This window comes from Streptomyces sp. NPDC042638 (genome assembly GCF_040647235.1).
Taxonomy (GTDB): Bacteria; Actinomycetota; Actinomycetes; order Streptomycetales; family Streptomycetaceae; genus Streptomyces; species Streptomyces rameus.
On the sequence record NZ_JBEZBT010000003.1, the window covers coordinates 150,349 to 170,116 of the forward strand.

At 73.4% G+C, this 19,768-nt stretch carries 14 protein-coding genes and 2 pseudogenes; 10 read left to right on the forward strand and 6 right to left on the reverse strand.

Annotation, left to right across the window (positions count from 1 at the left end):
• Positions 1 to 87: 87 nt before the first annotated feature.
• From AB0B40_RS03815 to AB0B40_RS03825, 3 genes are read left to right on the forward strand one after another with little or no spacing between them, the layout of a single operon-like run.
• On the forward strand, positions 88 to 348 hold the full coding sequence (locus AB0B40_RS03815; protein WP_362262622.1) for a hypothetical protein: 261 nt from the start codon (positions 88 to 90) through the stop codon (positions 346 to 348).
• On the forward strand, positions 349 to 2,457 hold the full coding sequence (gene malQ, locus AB0B40_RS03820; protein WP_345047699.1) for a 4-alpha-glucanotransferase: 2,109 nt from the start codon (positions 349 to 351) through the stop codon (positions 2,455 to 2,457).
• A gap of 47 nt (positions 2,458 to 2,504) precedes the next feature.
• Positions 2,505 to 2,786 carry a hypothetical protein gene (locus AB0B40_RS03825; RefSeq protein ID WP_345047700.1) on the forward strand — a complete coding sequence of 94 codons (282 nt, stop codon included), beginning with the start codon at positions 2,505 to 2,507 and terminating at the stop codon, positions 2,784 to 2,786.
• 164 nt (positions 2,787 to 2,950) lie between these two features.
• Here the strand turns inward: AB0B40_RS03825 and AB0B40_RS03830 are convergent, their stop codons facing one another.
• On the reverse strand, positions 2,951 to 3,451 hold the full coding sequence (locus AB0B40_RS03830) for a MarR family transcriptional regulator (RefSeq protein WP_345047701.1): 501 nt from the start codon (positions 3,449 to 3,451) through the stop codon (positions 2,951 to 2,953).
• Positions 3,452 to 3,571: 120 nt separating this feature from the next.
• Between AB0B40_RS03830 and AB0B40_RS03835 the strand changes: the two genes are divergently transcribed.
• Both AB0B40_RS03835 and AB0B40_RS03840 read left to right on the forward strand, forming a co-directional pair.
• A complete protein-coding gene (locus AB0B40_RS03835; protein ID WP_362262627.1) occupies positions 3,572 to 4,537 on the forward strand; it encodes an EamA family transporter in 966 nt (321 codons plus the stop codon).
• A gap of 38 nt (positions 4,538 to 4,575) precedes the next feature.
• Positions 4,576 to 5,502, forward strand: coding sequence for an EamA family transporter (locus AB0B40_RS03840; protein ID WP_362262630.1), 927 nt, complete (start codon positions 4,576 to 4,578; stop codon positions 5,500 to 5,502).
• A gap of 75 nt (positions 5,503 to 5,577) precedes the next feature.
• On the opposite strand, the gene AB0B40_RS03845 is transcribed toward AB0B40_RS03840, so the two are convergent.
• A complete protein-coding gene (locus tag AB0B40_RS03845) occupies positions 5,578 to 7,098 on the reverse strand; it encodes a catalase (protein ID WP_345047705.1) in 1,521 nt (506 codons plus the stop codon).
• A 412-nt stretch (positions 7,099 to 7,510) separates the two neighbouring features.
• Here AB0B40_RS03845 and AB0B40_RS03850 point away from each other — a divergent pair.
• Together AB0B40_RS03850 and AB0B40_RS03855 are read left to right on the forward strand one after the other, a co-directional pair.
• Positions 7,511 to 7,918: pseudogene (locus tag AB0B40_RS03850) on the forward strand (LysR family transcriptional regulator); the annotation flags it as partial.
• 189 nt (positions 7,919 to 8,107) lie between these two features.
• Positions 8,108 to 8,614, forward strand: a pseudogene (locus AB0B40_RS03855) (LysR substrate-binding domain-containing protein); the annotation flags it as partial.
• Positions 8,615 to 8,665: 51 nt separating this feature from the next.
• On the opposite strand, the gene pepN reads toward AB0B40_RS03855, so the two are convergent.
• On the reverse strand, positions 8,666 to 11,239 hold the full coding sequence (gene pepN, locus AB0B40_RS03860; protein WP_362262633.1) for an aminopeptidase N: 2,574 nt from the start codon (positions 11,237 to 11,239) through the stop codon (positions 8,666 to 8,668).
• A 112-nt stretch (positions 11,240 to 11,351) separates the two neighbouring features.
• Between pepN and AB0B40_RS03865 the strand changes: the two genes are divergently transcribed.
• Positions 11,352 to 11,828, forward strand: a complete 477-nt coding sequence (locus AB0B40_RS03865; RefSeq protein ID WP_345047710.1) for a DUF1203 domain-containing protein — start codon at positions 11,352 to 11,354, stop codon at positions 11,826 to 11,828.
• Positions 11,829 to 11,928: 100 nt separating this feature from the next.
• Here AB0B40_RS03865 and AB0B40_RS03870 read toward each other — a convergent pair whose 3' ends face one another.
• Together AB0B40_RS03870 and AB0B40_RS03875 are read right to left on the reverse strand one after the other, a co-directional pair.
• Positions 11,929 to 12,162, reverse strand: a complete 234-nt coding sequence (locus tag AB0B40_RS03870) for a hypothetical protein (protein WP_345047711.1) — start codon at positions 12,160 to 12,162, stop codon at positions 11,929 to 11,931.
• Between the two features lie 859 nt (positions 12,163 to 13,021).
• On the reverse strand, positions 13,022 to 14,047 hold the full coding sequence (locus AB0B40_RS03875; RefSeq protein ID WP_345060190.1) for an aspartate-semialdehyde dehydrogenase: 1,026 nt from the start codon (positions 14,045 to 14,047) through the stop codon (positions 13,022 to 13,024).
• 329 nt (positions 14,048 to 14,376) lie between these two features.
• Here AB0B40_RS03875 and AB0B40_RS03880 point away from each other — a divergent pair, with 329 nt between their 5' ends.
• Positions 14,377 to 14,952 (forward strand): sigma-70 family RNA polymerase sigma factor, encoded by a 576-nt coding sequence (locus AB0B40_RS03880; RefSeq protein WP_362262794.1) that lies wholly within the window; start codon positions 14,377 to 14,379, stop codon positions 14,950 to 14,952.
• Between the two features lies 1 nt (position 14,953).
• Positions 14,954 to 16,267 (forward strand): hypothetical protein, encoded by a 1,314-nt coding sequence (locus AB0B40_RS03885; protein WP_362262638.1) that lies wholly within the window; start codon positions 14,954 to 14,956, stop codon positions 16,265 to 16,267.
• A gap of 69 nt (positions 16,268 to 16,336) precedes the next feature.
• Here AB0B40_RS03885 and AB0B40_RS03890 read toward each other — a convergent pair whose 3' ends face one another.
• Complete coding sequence (locus tag AB0B40_RS03890) at positions 16,337 to 19,642, reverse strand: S8 family serine peptidase (protein ID WP_362262641.1); 3,306 nt, start codon at positions 19,640 to 19,642, stop codon at positions 16,337 to 16,339.
• Positions 19,643 to 19,768 lie beyond the last annotated feature (126 nt).

Sequence of the window (19,768 nt, forward strand, 5' to 3'; positions counted from 1 at the left end):
GCCGCGCGTGGCTTCGGGCTCACGGGGTAGGCCTGCCGTAACCCGTCCGAAGCCGCAGCACCGGCGCACCGACAAGGAGGCCCTCCCGTGGCCGCACCGGCTCCTCTCTCGATCCCGGCCCAGTACAAACCGGTCCCCTACAAACCCGGGGCGGACGCGTCCGCCGAGACCGACGAGACGCCGCTGTACGCCTTCAACGCCGAGAGCGCGTGCACGCAGGCGCCGCTGACCAGCGAGCCGCCGCTGCCCGACGCCGAGCCGCTGACCAGCGAACCCCCGCTCGCCGAGGCCGCCCCGCTGACCAGCGAGTCCGACCCGGTCCCGGGCTGCTTCGCGCCGGGGCTGTAGATGACCGCGGCGCCCGACGAGCCCCCCGGCACGCACTCCGCGGACCTCGCCCGGCTCGCCGAGCTGCACGGGGTCGCCACCTCCTACCGTCCGGCCCCGGACCGCACCGTCCAGGTCCCCGCCTCCGCCGTGACCGCCGCCCTCGCCGCCCTCGGCGTCGACGCGACCGGCCCGGCCGCGGTACGCAGCGCCCTCACCGCCCGGGAACACGAACTCCGCGAGCGCCTGCTGCCGCCGACCGTGGTCCAGTGGGCCGGCGCGCAGCCGTCCGCCGCCCTCACCGCGCTGCCCGCCGGCACGCGGCTGCGCGTCGAGACGGAGGACGGGGAGGAGCGGGAGGGAACCGCGGACCTTCCCCTCGGGGTCCACCGGCTGACCGCCACCGCCCCCGACGGGCGGACCGGCGAGGCGTACCTCGTCATGGCCCCGGACCGGCTGCCCGCCCCGTCCGGCCGCTCCCACGGCCTCCTCGTCCAGCTGTACTCGCTGCTCTCCCGCCGCTCCTGGGGCATGGGCGACCTCGCCGACCTCGCCGAGCTGGCCGGCTGGGCCGGACGCACCGCCGGTGCCGGATTCGTCCAGGTCAACCCGCTGCACGCGGCCGTACCCGGCTCCCCCACCGACCCCTCCCCCTACCGGCCCTCCTCCCGCCGCTTCCCCGACCCGGTCCACCTGCGCGTCGAGGATGTCCCCGAGTTCGCGTACGCCGAGGACCGCGAGCGGCTGAGCGGGCTGCTGGAACGCGCCGCCCGGCTGCGCGCCGACGTGCTCGACAAGGGCGCCCTCATCGACCGGGACGCCGTGTGGGAACTGAAGCGGGAGGCGCTGGAGCTGGTCCTCGCGGCTCCCCTGGGCCCCGGCCGGCAGGCCGCCTACGACGCCTTCCGCGCGGCCCACGGCCAGGCCCTGGACGACCACGCCACCTGGTGCGCCCTCGCCGAGATCCACGGCTCCGACTGGCACCGCTGGCCGGACGGGCTGCGTGATCCCCGCTCCGCCGCCACCGCCCGGGCCCGCGCCGAACTCGCCGACCGGGTCTCCTTCCACGCCCGCCTCGCCTGGCTCACCGACGGCCAGCTCCGCACCGCCCAGCGCGCCGCCCGCGAGGCCGGCATGTCCGTCGGGATCGTGCACGACCTCGCCGTCGGCGTGCACCCGGCCGGCGCGGACGCCTGGGCTCAGCAGGACGTGTTCGCCGCCGGCATGTCCGTCGGCGCCCCGCCGGACGCCTTCAACGCCCGCGGCCAGGACTGGGGCCTGCCGCCCTGGCGCCCCGACCGGCTCGCCGCCACCGGTCACGCCCCCTACCGCGACCTCCTGCGCGCGCTCTTCCGTTACGCGGGCGCCCTGCGCATCGACCACGTCATGGGCCTGTTCCGGCTCTGGTGGGTCCCCCAGGGCAACCCGCCCACCGAGGGCACCTACGTCCGCTACGACGCCGACGCCATGCTCGCGATCCTCGCCCTGGAGGCCGCCCGTGCCGGGGCGGTCGTGATCGGCGAGGACCTGGGCACCGTCGAACCCGGCGTGCGCGAGGCACTCCAGCGGCGCGGAGTGCTCGGCACCTCCGTGCTGTGGTTCGAGCGCGACTGGGAGGGCGACGGCCACCCGCTGCCCCCCGAACGCTGGCGTGCCGACTGCCTGGCCACCGCCACCACCCACGACCTGCCGCCCACCGCCGCCCGGCTCACCGGCGACCACGTCGACCTGCGCGACCGCCTCGGCCTGCTCACCCGTTCGGCGGCCGAGGAACGCGCCGAGGCCACCGCCGACGCCGCCGAGTGGCTCGCCCTGCTGGGCAGCCTCGGCCTGCTGGACAGCCCGGCGGCCGGACCGCCCGGCTCCGACGAGGAGGAGGAGATCCGAGCCGTCCACCGCTTCCTGCTGCGTACCCCCGCCCGGCTGATCGGCGTCTGGCTCCCGGACGGCCTCGGCGACCGCCGCCCGCAGAACCTGCCGGGCACCTGGGACCAGTACCCGAACTGGCGGCTGCCGATCGCCGACCGCGACGGCCGGCCGGTGCCGCTGGAGGACCTGGTGGCCTCGCCCCGGCTGCGGGGGCTGCTGGAGGTGTTCCGGCCGGCCGGCGGGGACGCCCCGCCCCGGTAGGGCACCCCGGCCGCGCGGCCCCGGCGACGGTTCGCTAACTTGATTCCGTGGACAAGAAGAACGCCCTGCGCGCCGGCGCCCTGGCTGCCGGTACGACGCTGATGATGCTGCTCATGTCGTCCCCCGCGCTCGCGCTAACCCGTGACGACGGCGACGACCCCGGCAAGGGCCTGAGCGTCATCCAGACGCTGGGCCTGTACGTCTTCCTCCCGCTGGCGCTGTTCGTGGTGATCGCCGGGCTGGTCATGATGCTGGACAAGTCGCGGGCCAAGAAGGACACCACCTCGTCCAACATCGACGTCCGGTCCGACGCCCGCGCCAAGGCCTGACCGGACCGCTGGTTCGTTCGCCGGGGGCGCCGGTCCTCCCGTCGGTACGCGTACGCGCGTGCCCGGGTGGGACCGGCGCCCCCGGCTTCGTCGTCCGCGCGTAGGCCCACCCCCGCGGGCCACCCCCGTGGTCCCAGCCCCGCGGGCCGGCCGCCGCTCGTCGGCTACTCGGCCGTCGTGCTCAGCAACTCCCTCAGCAGGCCGGCCAGTTGGCCGGCCTGTTCGGCGTTCAGGGTGGCCAGGGCGGCGCTCTCCTCCGCCAGGCCCGCGCCCACCGCCTCGTCGATCAGCCGCAGCCCCTCCTCGGTGAGGGTCACCTGGAGACCGCGCCGGTCGTGCGGGTCGGGGGAACGGCGCAGCAGTCCGGCCCGCTCCAGCTTGTCCAGACGGCCGGTCATACCGCCGGTGGTGAGCATGAGCGCGGCCGACAGCTCGCGCGGCGAGAGGGTGTAGGGCTCGCCGGAGCGGCGCAGGGTGGCAAGGACGTCGAACTCGCCGCGCGAGATGCCGTAGGGCTTGTACGCCTTCTCCATCCGGTCGCCCATCGCGCGGGAGAGCCGGAAGATCCGGCCGAAGACCTCCATCGCCCGGGTGTCCAGGTCGGGCCGTACCCGCGCCCACTGCTCGATGATCGCGTCGACGGAGTCCGCTGGCTGTGACTGCATACGGAGAGTATCGACCGCAATCCGCTTGGCCGCAAGAAAGACACTTGACGATAAGTAGCTTAGGGCTAAGCTACTTACTAGCGACTGACGTCGCTCCTTTCATTCGACAGGAGTCCTCCCATGGCCATCCCCGCCGCCACGGACACATCCTCCGCGAGCTCCCGCGCCGCCGTCATAGCCGTCACCGCGCTCGCCCCCGTGTCCTGGGGGACCACCTACGCGGTCACCACCGAGTTCCTGCCGCCGGACCGCCCGCTGTTCACGGCCCTGGTGCGTGCCCTGCCCGCCGGGCTGCTGCTGCTCGCCGCCACCCGGGTGCTGCCGCGCGGCGTCTGGTGGCTCAAGGCGGCCGTACTCGGGGCGCTGAACATCGGCGCCTTCTTCCCGCTGCTGTTCGTCGCGGCGTACCGGCTGCCCGGTGGGATGGCGGCGGTCGTCGGCTCGGTCGGCCCGCTCCTGGTCGTCGGGCTCTCGGCGCTGCTGCTCGGCCGGCGGCCGGCTCCGCGCGCGCTGCTGACCGGGCTGGTCGCCGCGTTCGGGGTCAGCCTCGTCGTACTGAAGGGGGCCGGCGCCCTCGACCTCGTCGGCGTCCTCGCGGCCCTCGCCTCCACCACCGCCATGGCCGCCGGGACCGTGCTGACCAAGCACTGGGGCCGTCCGGAGGGGGTCGGCCCGCTGGCGCTCACCGGCTGGCAGCTCACCGCCGGCGGTCTGCTCATCGCCCCGATCGCGGCCGTCGTCGAGGGGGCCCCGCCCGCTCTCGACGGCCGTGCCGTCGGCGGCTACCTCTACCTCGCCCTGGCCAACACGGCCGTCGGCTACTGGCTCTGGTTCCGCGGGATCGGACGGCTCACCGCCACCCAGGCCGGGTTCCTCGGCCCCCTGTCGCCGCTGACCGCGGCGCTCGTCGGCTGGGCGGCCCTCGGCCAGGCGCTCACCCCGTTGCAGACGGCGGGCATGGCGCTGGCGTTCGGAGCCACGGTGGCCGGGCAGTTCGGAGGCGGCCAGGCGCGATCGTTCAGGAAGGCTGAAAGGAATGGTCGTAAAGATTCGATGGACCTGACTGGTCTGGCGCTGCGACGGTAGGGGCGTCCACCCCGCCGCCACCACCGGAAAGGCCACCTGTGACCGCAGTCGCGCACCGGACCACCACCGCCCCGGCCACCCGCTCCACCCGGCCGGGGCGGTCTGCCGCCCCCTTCGCCGGCCTCACCTGCGCCGCCCTCGCCACGGTTGTCTGGTCCGGCAGCTTCGTCACCTCACGCGGGCTGCACGACAGCGTCCCACCCGTCCAGCACGCCTTCTGGCGCTGGGTGATCGCCCTGCTCGCCGTCGCCCCCTTCGGGGCCCGGCAGGCCTGGCGGCAACGGCACCTGTTCCGGCGCCACGCCCGGTACGTCCTCCTGGTCTCCCTCCTCGGCGTGGCCGTCTACAACACCCTCGTCAACCAGGCCGCTCTGACCACCCCGGCCGCGACCATGGGCATGATCATGGCCGCCTCGCCGGTGCTCATGGCGGTGTTCGACCGGCTGGGCGGCGTACGGCTGGGCGCGCGGCGCACCGCCGGGCTGCTCCTGGCCTGCGCGGGCGTGGCGCTGCTCGTCGGCGGCGGCGCGGACTTCTCCGCCGGCGCCCTGTGGATGCCGGCCGCCGCCTGCTGCTTCGCCGGATACAGCGGGCTGCTGCGCCGCAGGCCCGCCGCCCTCGGGGCCACGGCCTTCCTGTTCACCACGTTCCTGGCCGGCGCGGTGCTGCTGCTGCCCGCGCAGGCCGTCAGCCTCGCCGTACAGGGCGGCTTCCGGCCGGTCCCCGGCACGGTCCTGCCCCTGCTCTACGTCGGCGTGGTCTCCTCCGCGCTCGCCTTCTTCGCCTGGAACAAGGCCGTCGCCCTGATCGGCGCCACCCGCGCGGGCGTCGTGTACTACCTCCAGCCGGTCTGCGTGGCCCTGCTGTCCTGGGCCGTGCTCGGGGAGCGCACGGGATGGCCACAACTGCTGTGCCTGGGGCTGGTCCTGGCCGGAGTGGTGCTCGGCGCGGGGACCCGCCGCTGAGGCCCCCTCACCCAGGGGGCCTCACCGAGCGGGCCTTCAACGAGGCCTCACCGAGGGGGCGTCACCGAGGGGGCGTCACGCCTTGTCCTGCATCGAGCTTCGCGCGGGGTTCGCCTGCTCGGCGGCCTTGGGATCCTTCTCGTCGGCCTTGGCGCGTACCCCGTCGGCGATGCGCTTGCCGATGGTCTCGTCGATGTTCGACCAGTAGGTGAAGGCGCGTTCCAGCACCGGTTCGGTGACTCCGTTGAGGAGGTGACCGACGACGTTGTCGACCAGACGGTCACGGGCGGCGTCGTCCAGGACCTCGCGCACCATGGTGCCCGGCTGGCTCCAGTCGTCGTCCTCCGGATGGGAGACGTAGGCGGCGCGGGTGATCTCGCCGTCGACCGCCCAGCTGGGCGGGGACCCGTAGCGCTCGGTGTCGGCCGCCGGACCGCCCTTGGAGTTGGGGGCGTAGACCGGGTCGGTCGTGTACCGGTAGGCCATCGCCCCGTCCTTGGAGTACGTGTGGACGTCGACGACCGGGGCGTTCACCGGAAGCTGCTGGTAGTTGGCGCCGATGCGGTAGCGGTGGGCGTCCGCGTACGAGAAGAGCCGGGCCAGCAGCATGCGGTCGGGGCTCGGGCCGATGCCGGGGACGAAGTTGTTGGGCTGGAAGGCCGCCTGTTCGATCTGGGCGTGGTTGTCGGTGGGGTTCCGGTCGAGCGTCATGCGCCCGACGGGGATGAGCGGGTAGTCCCCGTGCGGCCACACCTTGGTCAGGTCGAACGGGTTGAAGCGGTAGCCCGCGGCCTCCGCGTACGGCATCACCTGCACGTACAGGGTCCAGCTCGGGAAGTCGCCGTCCCGGATGTGCTCGAACAGGTCCCGGGTGTGGTAGTCCGTGTCGGCGGCGGCCATCTGGTCGGCCTCGTGCTGGGTGAAGAACTCGATGCCCTGGTCGGTCTTGAAGTGGTACTTGACCCAGAAGCGCTCACCGGCGGCGTTGATCCACATGTAGGTGTGGGAGGTGTAGCCGTTCATGTGGCGCCAGGTCCGCGGGATGCCCCGGTCGCCCATCAGCCAGGTGACCTGGTGGGCGGACTCCGGGGAGAGGGTCCAGAAGTCCCACTGCATGTCGTGGTCGCGCAGGTTGTTGTCCGCGCGGCGCTTCTGGGACCGGATGAAGTGCTGGAACTTCATCGGGTCCTTCACGAAGAAGACCGGCGTGTTGTTGCCGACCATGTCGTAGTTGCCTTCGCTGGTGTAGAACTTCACCGCGAAGCCGCGCGGGTCGCGCCAGGTGTCCGGGCTGCCGCGCTCGCCCGCGACGGTCGAGAAGCGGATGACCAGGTCGGTGCGGACGCCCGGCTGGAAGAGGGCCGCCTTGGTGTAGGCGCTGACGTCGTGGGTCACCTCGAAGTGACCGAAGGCGCCGCTCCCCTTGGCGTGCGGCTGGCGCTCGGGGATGCGCTCCCGGTTGAACTGCGCCATCTGCTCGATCAGGTAGGCATCCTGCAGCAGGATGGGCCCGCCGGGACCCGCGGTGAGCGAATGCTCGTCGCTCTCGACGGGCGCGCCCGAATCCGTGGTGGTGGCGGGGTGGAACTCCGTCATGAGTAGGCCTTTCCTCGTGCACTGGGCGGTCGCGCGCGCGTCGCACGCGAGCGTCTGTCCGGCGCGGCGGTGCCGGGCCGGTGGTCCCAGGACCCGACTCCCCGCTCACGGGCGGGTGGGATCCGCTCGCGCCGGGCAGTTCGGCTCTCATGAGTCGCGTGACCCTCAGCGGGCGCGGTAAACACCCCCGCGGCCACCGGACCGCCCACGGCGCCGACCGCACCCACGGATTCGTCACGGAGCGTGCACACCGGGTGCGTCCTGTGACGGGCGCCGCCCGATGGCGGGGGCTTCTCCCACGTGCGGGTGCCGCCCTGTGCCCGGCTGCCGCCCGATGCCGGGCGGCTGTCCGATGAGGCGCCCGCACGCCGGTGGGTCCGGGGCCGCGGGGGAGGCCGTGTAGCGTGCGCGCATGGCCGAGTGGGAGCTGAGGAAGCTGCGCATTCTGCGCACCCTGCGCGAGCGGGGGACGGTGACCGCGACGGCCGAGGCCCTGCACATGACCCCGTCCGCGGTCTCCCAGCAGCTCACCAACCTCGCCGCTCAGCTCGGCGTGCCGCTGCTGGAGGCCCAGGGCCGCCGGGTCCGGCTCACCGACGCGGCCCGGCTGGTGCTGGCGCACACGGAGGCGGTGTTCGAGCAGCTGGAGCGGGCGGACGCGGCCCTCGCGGCGTACGCGCACGGCGAGGCCGGGGAGGTCCGCGTCGGCGCCTTCTCGACAGCCGTGCCCGCCCTGGTCGTACCGGCCGTACGGGCGCTGCGGGCGACGCACCCCGGAGTGAGCGTGCGCGTCCGGGAGGCGGAGGCGGCCGAGGCGTACAGCAGCATGAATGTGCCCAGGCACACGGCCGTGAGCGTCCCCCACCTACGCATGTCCTCAACTCCCCTGTACGAACGGGCTGCGTATCGCTGCGTACGATGACCGGGTGGCGGCCGATCGGACGCGACGGGAAGCCGAGTTCGCAAGAATCCGACGGGGGACGCCTTGCTGCGGATGGAAACCGACACCTTTGATCTGCTGGCCGCCGGTGACGTCGACCTGGCCCTGTCCCTGGCCGCCGAGGCCCCGAGCGCGGCCGACCCCCGCTTCACGCACGTGCCGCTGCTGGCCGATCCGCTGGACGTGGCCCTCCCCCCGGACCACCCGCTCGCCCGCGCCGCGGAGCTGACCCTCACCGACCTGGCCGACGAGTCCTGGATCTTCGGCGGCAGCGGCCCCTGGTCGGACATCACCCGCCGCGCCTGCGAGGCGGCCGGCTTCAGCCCCCACCAGGGTCACTCGGCCTCCGGCTGGGCCGCGATCCTGGCCATGGTGGAGGCGGGGATGGGCGTCGCCCTGGTGCCGCGGATGGCAGCCGGTGGGCGGACGGGCGCGACCCTGCGCGAACTGGGCAGGGACCGGCCGGTACGGCATGTGGTGGCGGCGGTCCGCAGGGGCGGGGAGTCCGGACGGGCGGTGCGCCGGGTGCTGCGGACCCTGCGGGACACCGCCGACGGCGGGGCCGCCCCGGTGTGAGGGCGGACGGGGGCGCCCGGTGTCGCACCGGGCGCCCCCGCCGGTGTTCCGCTAGGCCGACGCGGCGTCCGCCGCCTGGGCCTTCAGCGCGCGCTCGATGCCCGAGCGGGACTCCGAGACGAGACGGCGCAGGGCCGGGCTCGGCTCGGCCGAGGCCAGCCAGGTGTCCGTCTTGTCCAGGGTCTCCGTGGAGACCTGGACCGCCGGGTACAGGCCGACGGCGATCTGCTGGGCCATCTCGTGCGAACGGGACTCCCAGACGCCCTTGAGGACCTCGAAGTACGCGTCCGTGTACGGCGCGAGCAGCTCCCGCTGGTCGGTCTGCACGAAGCCGCTGATCACGGCCTCCTGCACGGCGTTGGGCAGCTTGTCGGACTCGACGACCGAGGCCCACGCCTCCGCCTTCGCCTCCGGCGTGGGCCGGGACGCGCGGGCGGTGGCCGCGTGCCGCTCACCGGCCGCCGTCCGGTCCCGCTCGTACTCCGCGGCGATGTCCGCCTCGTCGTAGTGCCCGACGGCCACCAGCCGCTCCACGAAGGCCCAGCGCAGCTCGGTGTCGACGGCCAGGCCCTCGATGGTGGTCGAGCCGTCCAGCAGGGCGTCGAGGAGGTCCACCTGTTCCGGCGTCCGGGCCGTCGCCGCGAAGGCGCGGGCCCAGGCCAGCTGGTGGTCACTGCCCGGCTCGGCCGCGCGCAGGTGGGCCAGCGTGGCGTCCGTCCAGCGGGTCAGCAGGGTGTCCCGGGCGGCCGGGTCGGCGTACAGGTCGATGGCCAGCTTGACCTGGCGGTGCAGGGACTGCACGACGCCGATGTCGGACTCCTTGCCGATGCCGGACAGCACCAGCGAGAGGTAGTCGCGGGTGGCCAGTTCGGCGTCCCGCGTCATGTCCCAGGCCGACGCCCAGCACAGGGCGCGCGGCAGGGACGCCTCGAAGTCGCCGAGGTGCTCGGTGACGGTCCTCAGCGACTCCTCGTCCAGGCGGACCTTGGCGTAGGACAGGTCGTCGTCGTTGAGCAGGACGACCGCCGGGCGGCGCCTGCCGGCCAGTTGCGGCACGGGCGTCAGCTCGCCGTCGACGTCCAGCTCGATCCGGTCGGTGCGCACCAGCTTGCCGCTCGCCTCGTCCAGGTCGTACAGACCGATCGCGATGCGGTGCGGGCGCAGGGTCGGCTCCCCCTGGGCGCCGGCCGGCAGCGCCGGGGCCTCCTGGCGGACGGCGAAGGAGGTGATGACCCCGTCGGCGTCGGTGGCGATCTCGGGCCGCAGGACATTGATGCCGGCGGTCTCCAGCCACTTCTTCGACCACGTCTTCAGGTCGCGGCCGGAGGTCTCCTCCAGGGCGCCCAGCAGGTCGGACAGGCGCGTGTTGCCGTACGCGTGCCGCTTGAAGTAGGCCTGCACGCCCTTGAAGAACTCGTCCTCGCCGACGTACGCCACCAGCTGCTTGAGGACGCTCGCGCCCTTGGCGTAGGTGATGCCGTCGAAGTTGACGAGCACGTCGTCCAGGTCGCGGATCTCCGCCATGATCGGGTGCGTGGACGGCAGCTGGTCCTGCCGGTACGCCCAGGTCTTCATCGAGTTCGCGAACGTGGTCCACGAGTGCGGCCACTTCGAGCCGGGCGCGGCGGCCTGGCAGGCGACCTCGGCGTAGGTGGCGAACGACTCGTTCAGCCACAGGTCGTTCCACCACTCCATGGTGACCAGGTCACCGAACCACATGTGGGCCAGCTCGTGCAGGATCGTGGCGGCCCGCACCTCGTACGCCGCGTCGGTCACCTTCGACCGGAAGACGTACTGGTCCCGGATGGTGACCGCGCCCGCGTTCTCCATGGCGCCCGCGTTGAACTCGGGTACGAAGAGCTGGTCGTACTTCTCGAAGGGGTAGGCGTAGTCGAACTTCTCCTGGAACCAGTCGAAGCCCTGCCGGGTCACCGCGAAGATCGCGTCCGAGTCGAGGTACTCGGCGAGCGAGGGCCGGCAGTAGATGCCGAGCGGGACCGTCCGGCCGTCCTTCTCGTACACGCTGTGCACGGAGTGGTACGGGCCGACGATCAGCGCGGTGACGTACGTCGACAGGCGCGGGGTCGGCTCGAAGACCCAGACGTTGTCCTTCGGCTCCGGGGTCGGCGAGTTGGAGACGACGGTCCAGCCCTCGGGCGCCTTCACGGTGAACTGGAAGGTGGCCTTCAGGTCCGGCTGCTCGAAGGAGGCGAAGACGCGGCGGGCGTCCGGGACCTCGAACTGGGTGTACAGGTACGCCTGCTCGTCCACCGGGTCGACGAAGCGGTGCAGGCCCTCGCCGGTGTTGGTGTAGGCGCAGTCCGCGGTGACCCGCAGGACGTTGCGGCCCTCCAGCAGCCCCGGCAGGGCGATCCGCGAGTCCGCGAAGACCTCGGCGGGGTCCAGATGGTCGCCGTTGAGGACCACCTCGTGGACGGCCGGGGCCACCAGGTCGATGAAGGACTCGGCACCGCCGCGGGCCACGTCGAAGCGCACCGTGGTCACGGACCGGTAGGTACCGCCCTCCTGCGCGCCGGAGAGGTCGAGATCGATCTCGTACGAGTCAACGGAGAGCAGCTCGGCCCGCTGCCGTGCCTCGTCGCGAGTCAGGTTTGTGCCAGGCACCCGGTCATCTCCTCGTTCTGTGTCGGTTGCGCCATCCTTCCATGGGAGCCGCACCGAACGCGATGTCCGTAACCCGCCGGTGGCCGGGGTGGTGCGACGGGACGCTGAGGGCATGACGGAACCCATCGCACACCCCATCACCCCCGGGGTCCTCGAGGAGCTGCGCACGGCCGACGACGCCGGCCGGCCCATGGCCCCGTTCACCGACGCGGAGGGCGGCGCGCCGCTGCGCTGCTGTCTGCGCCGCAGTGCTCCCGGGGAGCGGATCGCCCTCGTCTCGTACGCGCCGCTGCGCCGCTGGGCCGCGAAGACGGGCGCCGACCCGGGGGCCTACGACGAGCAGGGCCCGGTCTTCGTCCACGCCGAGGAGTGCCCGGGCCCCGCCGGCGAGGCCCTGCCGTTCACCGGCTCCCGCCGCGTGCTGCGCCGCTACTCGGCCGACGGCCGGATTCTCGGGGGCCGGCTGGTGGCGGACGCGGACGCCTTCCGGCCTGCGCTCGCGGCGGCGTTCGACGACCCGGAGGTGGCCCTGGTCCACGTCCGGGCGGTGGAGTACGGGTGCTTCCTGTACGAGGTCCGCAGGCCGTGAGCGGCCGCGGCACCGGGCCCCCGACATACCGAAGCCGGACGGGCGGGGAGCCCGTCCGGCTTCGGCCGGGGGGTGGCGGACGCGGGGTCCGCGACCGCGGTCAGCCCACCACGACCACCACGACGCCGGTGCCGTAGAAGCCGTTGCGGAAGCCGTTGCCGAAGAAGTCGCCGTATCCGTAGCCGCAGCCGCCGTACCAGCAGCCGTGGTGGGTGGACACCTGGTCCGGGGTGGCGGCCGAGGCCGTGCTCGCCACGCTCATCGTGGCGCCGCCGGCCAGGAGGACACCGGCCACGGTCGCCGCGAAGAGATGCCTCACGCGTTGTGCTTTCATGGGCCTACCTTCCTTCCACGCCCTCGCGGGGGTTCCCGGTACGGGGGCGATGGCCGCTACCGCGGTGCGAACGGGCACTGCGCGGTCGTAGTGATGCCGGAGGGACGACAGGCACGGCCTGTGCCACTTGGGCTGCCGGCCGCCGATGGCGGGCACACCGCCCGATCGCGGCCCTCCTCCAACACGCTAGCGGCCCATCGGTCGCTCGGCATCTCGAGCGGCCGTCCCCCCGCACGCCGGGAAAGGGCCAGGTCACGTGGGGAGCCCGTGGTGGCGCCACCCGGTGTCACCCGCCGGGCGCCCGCTCCGCCCAGGTCAGCCCGGCCGCCGGGTCCGGCGTCGTCCGCACGTGCGGGGCCGTCCGCGCGGACACCGGAACCCGGCGCGGCCCGTACGCCCTGTCGAGTCCTCGGCACCACCCGCCCACCAGGTCCGCGAGGTGCGGCGCCGAGGACCGGGTGACCGGTCGACCGGTCGAGGGTGCCGTCGCCGCCGGACCGGTGCCGGTCAGGGCCCGGCGCGTCATGACCGCCAGGCGCAGGGGATGCGCCGGGCGGCCATGACGCGCCGGGGCGCGAAGTGGCGCCGGGCGCCGCCGCGTTCCTCCGGCCGGCCGGCGGCCACGGACGAGGCCGGGAACGGCGGTTCGCGGGCGGCGGCGGGCAGGGGCCGCGGGTGCGGGTACGTCGGCCGGCGCGCCGCCGGGCAGCGCCGTCAGCTCGGCGGCGCGGTCCGGCAGCGGCCGCGCCGCCCGTGCGCCCGGCATGCGGAAGGGGCGGCCACATGACCGTGACCGCCCCTGTGCCGCTCGTCTTCCGCGGGTGCGCTACCTCGCGCCACCTCGTCTTACGTGCGTGCGCTACTTCGCCTTCGAGGACAGCTCCGCCGCCACCAGCTCCGCGATCTGCACCGCGTTCAGCGCGGCGCCCTTGCGGAGGTTGTCGTTGGAGATGAACAGGGCGAGGCCGTTGTCCACCGTCTCGTCGCGGCGGATACGGCCGACGTACGACGGGTCCTGGCCGGCCGCCTGCAGCGGGGTCGGGATCTCGGAGAGGGCGACGCCGGGCGCCTTCGCCAGCAGCTCGGTGGCGCGCTCCGGGGCGATCGGGCGGGCGAACCGGGCGTTGACCTGGAGGGAGTGGCCGGAGAAGACCGGGACGCGCACGCAGGTGCCGGAGACCTTCAGCTCGGGGATCTCCAGGATCTTGCGGGACTCGTTGCGCAGCTTCTGCTCCTCGTCGGTCTCGTTCAGACCGTCGTCGACGATGTTGCCCGCCAGCGGGAGCACGTTGAAGGCGATGGTGCGCTTGTAGACCTGCGGCTCGGGGAAGTCGACCGCCGCGCCGTCGTGGGTGAGCTTGTCGGCCTCGGCCGCCGCCTTCTGCACCTGGCCGTGCAGCTCGGCCACGCCCGCGAGACCCGAGCCGGACACCGCCTGGTAGGTGGCGACGACCAGTGCCTCCAGGCCGGCCTCCTCGTGCAGCGGCCTGAGCACCGGCATCGCGGCCATCGTGGTGCAGTTCGGGTTGGCGATGATGCCCTTGGGACGGTCGGCGATCGCGTGCGGGTTCACCTCGGAGACCACCAGCGGGACCTCGGGGTCCTTGCGCCAGGCCGAGGAGTTGTCGATCACGACGGCGCCCTGCGCGGCCACCTTCTCGGCCAGCGCCTTGGAGGTCGCGCCGCCCGCGGAGAAGAGCACGATGTCCAGGCCGGTGTAGTCGGCGGTCGTCGCGTCCTCCACCGTCACGCCGTCCAGCACGGTCCCGGCGGAACGGGCCGAGGCGAACAGGCGCAGCTCCGTGACCGGGAAGTTCCGCTCCACGAGGATCCTGCGCATGACCGTGCCCACCTGACCGGTGGCTCCGACGATTCCGACCCTCACAGCGACTCCCTCTATGTGTCTCTTGCCTGACCGGGGCTTTTCCATCATGCGGCCGACCCCGGTCCAGCTGTCCAATTCTTTGCGGCGCCTGCCCGAGGAATGGGACACGATCCCCCCGCGGACGGTTCCATCTGTCCGCCTGGCGCGCCGCTGAGCTGCAGAAATTCCCTCCGCGGTGGGACCGCGCCGGAAGCTGTGCTGTCCCGCCCCTGCCCGATGGGCCCCCGGCCATACGAAGGTGTGACGTACGCCTCTGCGCCCGGCCGGGGCGTCCCGAACGTTTCGGCCCGCCGCCACGTCATAGGGGCAGACGCGTGAGGGGGTGGCTTGTGCTGCGCGGAAGGACGCGCCACGACCGGGGGCCGGCCGTCGCCGGTCAGGACCGGAGCGGCGGGACCGGCGGGCTCGGCCCGGCCGGCGACGATCCGCTGGACGCGGCCCAGGAACGGCGGGTGCGGGCGGTGCTCGCACTCGGCGGGGTGCCGCAGTCGGACCTGCCGGATGGGGTGCAGCAGGTACGGCTGCGGCTGCTGGAGCGGGCGGCGAGCGGTCGCGAGGCCCCGCGGGACGTGTCGGCGTGGGCCGCGGTGGTCGCCTCCAACCTGGCCATGGACTGGCACCGGGCCAAGCGGCGCGGGGAACGGCTGGGGGAGCGGCTGGCCGCGCTGCGCGAGCCGGCGCACCCCTCGGGTGAGGAGACCAGCCTGCTCTCCCTCGCCGTCGCCCGGGGCCTGGACGAGCTGCCGGCCGCCCAACGGCAGGTGATCGTGCTGCGCTTCTTCGCCGACCTGCCGGTGCGGGCCATCGCCGAGGAGCTGGGCGTCCCCGAGGGCACGGTGAAGAGCAGGCTGCACACGGCGGTCCGCGCACTGCGCGACCGGCTGCACGAGGACGAGGTGGTGTGACGTGACCGCCGGACACGAGAACGCGCGGAACGCCGGGGAGTACGACGGGATGGACGCCCTGATGGCCGCGATCACCGACGACCCGCTCCCGGAAGAGGCCCACCGGGACCCCGCCTTCCTCACCGAACACCGGGCGGCCCAGGCCGACGTGGCCATGCTCCGAGCCCGACTGACATGGCTGGCCGAGGCCCTGACGGGAGAGAAGCGGGAGGAGCAACCCGGGGACGCGGCGGCCGAGGCCCCGGTGGCCGGGGAGGCCGTCGGCACGGGGGCCGGGGATGCGGTGGCTGGACGTGCGGGGACTCTGGACGCGGACGTCGGGGACGCGGTGGCCGAGACCCTGGTGGCCGGGGAGGCCGTCGGCACGGGGACGGGGGACGCGGACGTCGGGGACGCGGCCGTCGGCACGGCGGCCGGGGGGACGGCGGGTGGGGAAGTGGCCGTCGGCCCGGGGGACGGGGACGCGGTGGCTGGAGGTGCGGGCGCCGTGGGCGCGGCCGTCGGGGACGCGGGTGAGGCGGCGGCCTGGGGGACGGTGGCCGAGGCGACGGCGGGCGGGGACGCAGCCGTCGGCCCGGGTGCCGGGGATGCGGTGGCTGGACGTGCGGGGGCTCTGGACGCGGACGTCGGGGACGCGGCCGTCGGCACGGCGGCCGGGAAGACGGTGGGCGGGAACGCCGCTGTCGGGGACGCGGTGGGCGGTTCGGTGGCCGGGGGCGCGGCGGTTGGCGTGGGGGGCGGGGGGACCGCGGGTGTAGGTGTTGCGGGGGCCGCTCGGCGGGGACGGGGCCGGGTGCGCCCCGTCGGGAGGGCGGGGCGGTCGCCGCGGACGGGGGCTCGGCGGATTGTGATCGGGTCGCTCGCCGGTGTCGTGGTCGTCGCCCTGTCCCTGGGCGTCGGCCGGCTGGTGACGCAGGGCGGCGTCGACGCCGGCGCGGCGTCGAAGAGCGCGGACGGCGAGGGCGGGCGGGCGGCGGACCCGGAACGTGAACTGGCCTGTGCCCGGTTGGCGGTGGAGGGCACCGTGGCGCGGGTGGAGCGGCAGGAGGACCCCTCCGGCAGCCGGGTCACGCTGACCGTGAGCCGTACCTACAAGCCCGCGCACGGCCCGGCCGAGGTCGGCGTCCTGCTCGACGCGGGCACGTGGCCGGCGCCGCGCACGGGACAGCACGTGCTCGTCACGGTCGCCCGCGGCGAGCGGTACGCGAGCCTGTGGGCCGTGGGCGACGCCCGCGTGGCCGCCGAGCGTGCCCGGATCACCGGTGCCCTGCCCGGTTCCCGGGACCTGGCCTGCCCCTCCGGCGACGCCTCCTGAACCGGGCGGCACGACGAGAAGGGGCGGGCGTCCGCCAGGACACCCGCCCCTCCCGCGTGCGTCACCCCGTTACGGCGTGACCTTCTCGATCTTCACGCTGCCGGTGCCGGCGACCGTGCCGCGCGCGTTCACCAGCTGCACCCGGCCGAAGAACTCACGGCCGGCCGGAGCCTCGGTGGCGGCCGTCACCTGGCCGGTCACCGTCGCCGAAGCGCCCGTGTCGAGCTTGACGGGGGCCGAGTCGCCGACCGTGACGGAACCGAGCGCGGAGGAGAAGAACACGTCCCGGTAGTCGTAGTCGGTGGAGCCGGACGGCACCGAGTAGCCCACGACCTCGATGGTGTAGGTGCCGGCGGCCGGGGACGGCACGGAGACCGCCTCCTCGGAGTCACCGTCGGCGGACTTGCCGACCTCCTTGCCGGACGCGTCGTACACCGTCAGGTCCAGGTCGGCCGCCGCGTCCGAGACGCCCCCGATGGCGACGTCGAGCGAGGTCGCGCCGGCCGGGACGACCACCGTACCGGTCTGCGTCTCGCCCTGCTTGATGGACGGGCGGGCCGACTTGGCCGAGCCGAGCGGGCCGCCGACCAGCTTGCCGTCCAGCGCGGCGTACTTGTTGGTCACCTTCCAGGAGGCGGTCACCGGGGTGCCGACCTTCGCCTCGGGGACGGTCACGGTCTCCGGGTCGAAGGCCGCGCCGAGGACGGTGACGTCCAGCTTGAACGGGTTGTCGAGCAGCGGAGAGGTGCGGCGCGCCTCGACCTCGACCTCCCAGACGCCGGGCTGCGGGTCGGCGTACGCGCGCACGTCGGGCTTGCAGCCGTTGCCGTCCAGGTAGTTGTTGTAGCAGTACGGGGTGCCCGTGTTGTCCGACGGGACGCCGTAGGGGTGGATGGCGATGAACCGGGTCTGGCTCTTGTCCTGCAGGCCGCCCATCGCGACCTCCAGCGACTTCGCGCCCTCGGGCACGGACACGAAGTACGACTGCGTGCTGTTGCGCTGCACCGAGCCGGACGCGGAGTAGCTGTAGTGCACCGGGGCCGCGACCACGACCGTGGCGAGCATCTGCTTGTCGATGCCCTCGGTCCTCGGGTCGTCGATCTCCAGGATCGCGCTCTTGATGCCCGCCGACTTCGGGGCGGCCTGCACCTTGACGGTCACCGGCTGGTTCAGCGGCAGCCCGACGACGTCGTCGCCGACGATCCGGAAGGTGTGCCCGGCGTTGTTCTCGAAGTGCAGCTCGTGCCGGACGGCCTTGTCCGGGCCGGAGGTGCGGGTGATGGTGACGTCGTACGTCTTCTTCTGGCCCGCCTGCAGGCCGCCCTCGCGGTCGTAGAGGCCGGTGCCGAAGCCCGGGGTCTTCAGGGCGGAGTCGAGCGCGGTGTCGACCGGGGCCTTGACCGTGTAGTCGTGGGCGGTGGCGTCGTCACGGATGGCGTCCCACGCGTCCACGATGTTGATCAGTCCCGCGCCCTCCTCGTACGCCTGCACGTCCTTGATGTGGTCGGCGGTCGAGGTCAGCGCGGTGCGCAGCTTGGCCGGGGTGAGGTCGATGCCCTTCTGCTTCGCCGCGCTCAGCAGCAGCGCGGAGGCACCGGCGGCCTGCGGGGAGGCCATCGAGGTGCCCTGGAGCATCGAGTAGCCGGCCGGCAGCGAGTAGCCCGACTCGGCGACCGGGGAGCCCGGCAGCCAGGTCTGGGTGGTGTTGATCGCCGCGCCGGGCGCGCTCAGGGTCGGCGTGAAGCCGCCGTCCTCCCGCGGGCCGCGCGAGGAGAAGGGCATCATCGCGTACTTCTTCGCCACGGCCGAGCCGTAGTTGGCGGCCCAGGTCTCCTTGGAGATGGCCGCGCCGACCGAGATCACCTTGTCCGCGAGCCCGGGGTCGCCGATGGTGTTGGCGCCGGGGCCGGAGTTGCCCGCGGAGATCACCAGCTGGACGCCGTAGGTGTCGATGAGCCGGGTGTACAGCTCGGCGCGCGCGTTGTTGCCGTCGTTCAGCGCCGGCAGGCCGCCGATCGACATGTTGACGATGTCGACGCCGCGGTTGGTGACGAGGTCGATCATGCCCTCGGTGAGCGCGACGTTGGTGCAGCCACCGGTCCAGGTGCAGGCCCGCGAGGAGACGATCTTCGCGCCGGGGGCGGCGCCGTTCATCTTCCCGCCGAACAGGCCGTTGGCGGAGGTGATGCCGGCGACGTGGGTGCCGTGCTCGGACTCGATGACGCCGATGTTGACGAAGTCGGCCTTCTTGCCGACCCAGTCGCCGCCGTACGGGTCGGTGGGCACGTCCTTGCGGATCTGGACGACGAACGGCTGCCGCTCGACGACGTCGGTCTTCGGGTCGTCGGTGCCGAAGTAGCCGACCTGGTAGCCGTCCTTGTACGGCTTCATCGGCGTGTCGTCGGTGAAGTCGAAGTTGTTGTTCAGGTCGACGCGGACGGTGCCGGCGGCCGGGTCGTAGAGGATGCCCCAGGCGTCGGTGGTGTCGCCGTCGCGGTTGGCGTCGCCCTTGGCGTCGCCGCCGGCCGTGGCCGACTCGCGGAACAGGCTGACCTGGTAGTCACCCGCGGGCGCCTTCCAGGTCGCGCCGCCGTAGCTGAACGACGGGCCGCTGACCGGGTTGGTCATCCGGCGCCAGGTGCCGTCGCTGTCGAGGATCGGGTCCGTCGAGGTGACCCAGTCGACGATCTTGCGCTCGCCGGTGGTGGTCTTCTGCAGCGCCGGGTGGCCGAGGTCGACGCCGGAGTCGAGGATGCCGATGGTGACGCCGCGGCCGTCCGCCTTCGGGTGCTCCTTGACGAAGTCGACGGCACCGGTCTCGAAGGAGGGGTTGTACGGGTTCTCCGCCGGGGTGTTCCTGTCCGGCGCGGGGTAGGCCTTCGCCGCCTGACCGGCCCTGGCGGTGGTGACCGTGCTCGGCGTCGGGTCGTCGAGCGGGATCTCCTGCCTGAGGTCGATGGCGTGCACCGAGGAGAGTCCCGCCGCCGCCTTGATGGCCGCGTCGGCCCTGCCGGTGGGGACGGTGGCGCGGACGTAGCCGACCTTGTCGTAACTGCGGCCCACCGAGCCGCCCTTGACCGCGTCCAGCGTCCGGGCGACCTGCTCGGTCTGCCCGGGGGCGGTCGCGATCATCATCGTGACGTTCTTGGCGCCGTCGGCCTTGGCCTCGGCGAGCGCGTCGGCGTCGTCCGAACCGAGCTTGTCGTGGGCGGACTTGACGCCGGGGTCGGCGGCCGGGGCGGGTGACGGGTCGGCGGCGAGCGCCAGGGGTACCGGCCCCGCCGCGGAGAGGGCGGCCACCACGCCCACGGCCACGACTATGCGGGCCAGGCGTCTCGGACCGGATATGGGATCACGCTCGGGGGTGTGGGTCATCGGCATCCCTCAGGTAAAGGAACGAGCGGACGAGAGCGCTCAGCTTTACCGAAGGGCCAGGAAAATCGGGGACCGTTGACCGAAACGAGATGAACGTATGGGGAAAACCCGCGATGTGATTTGAGC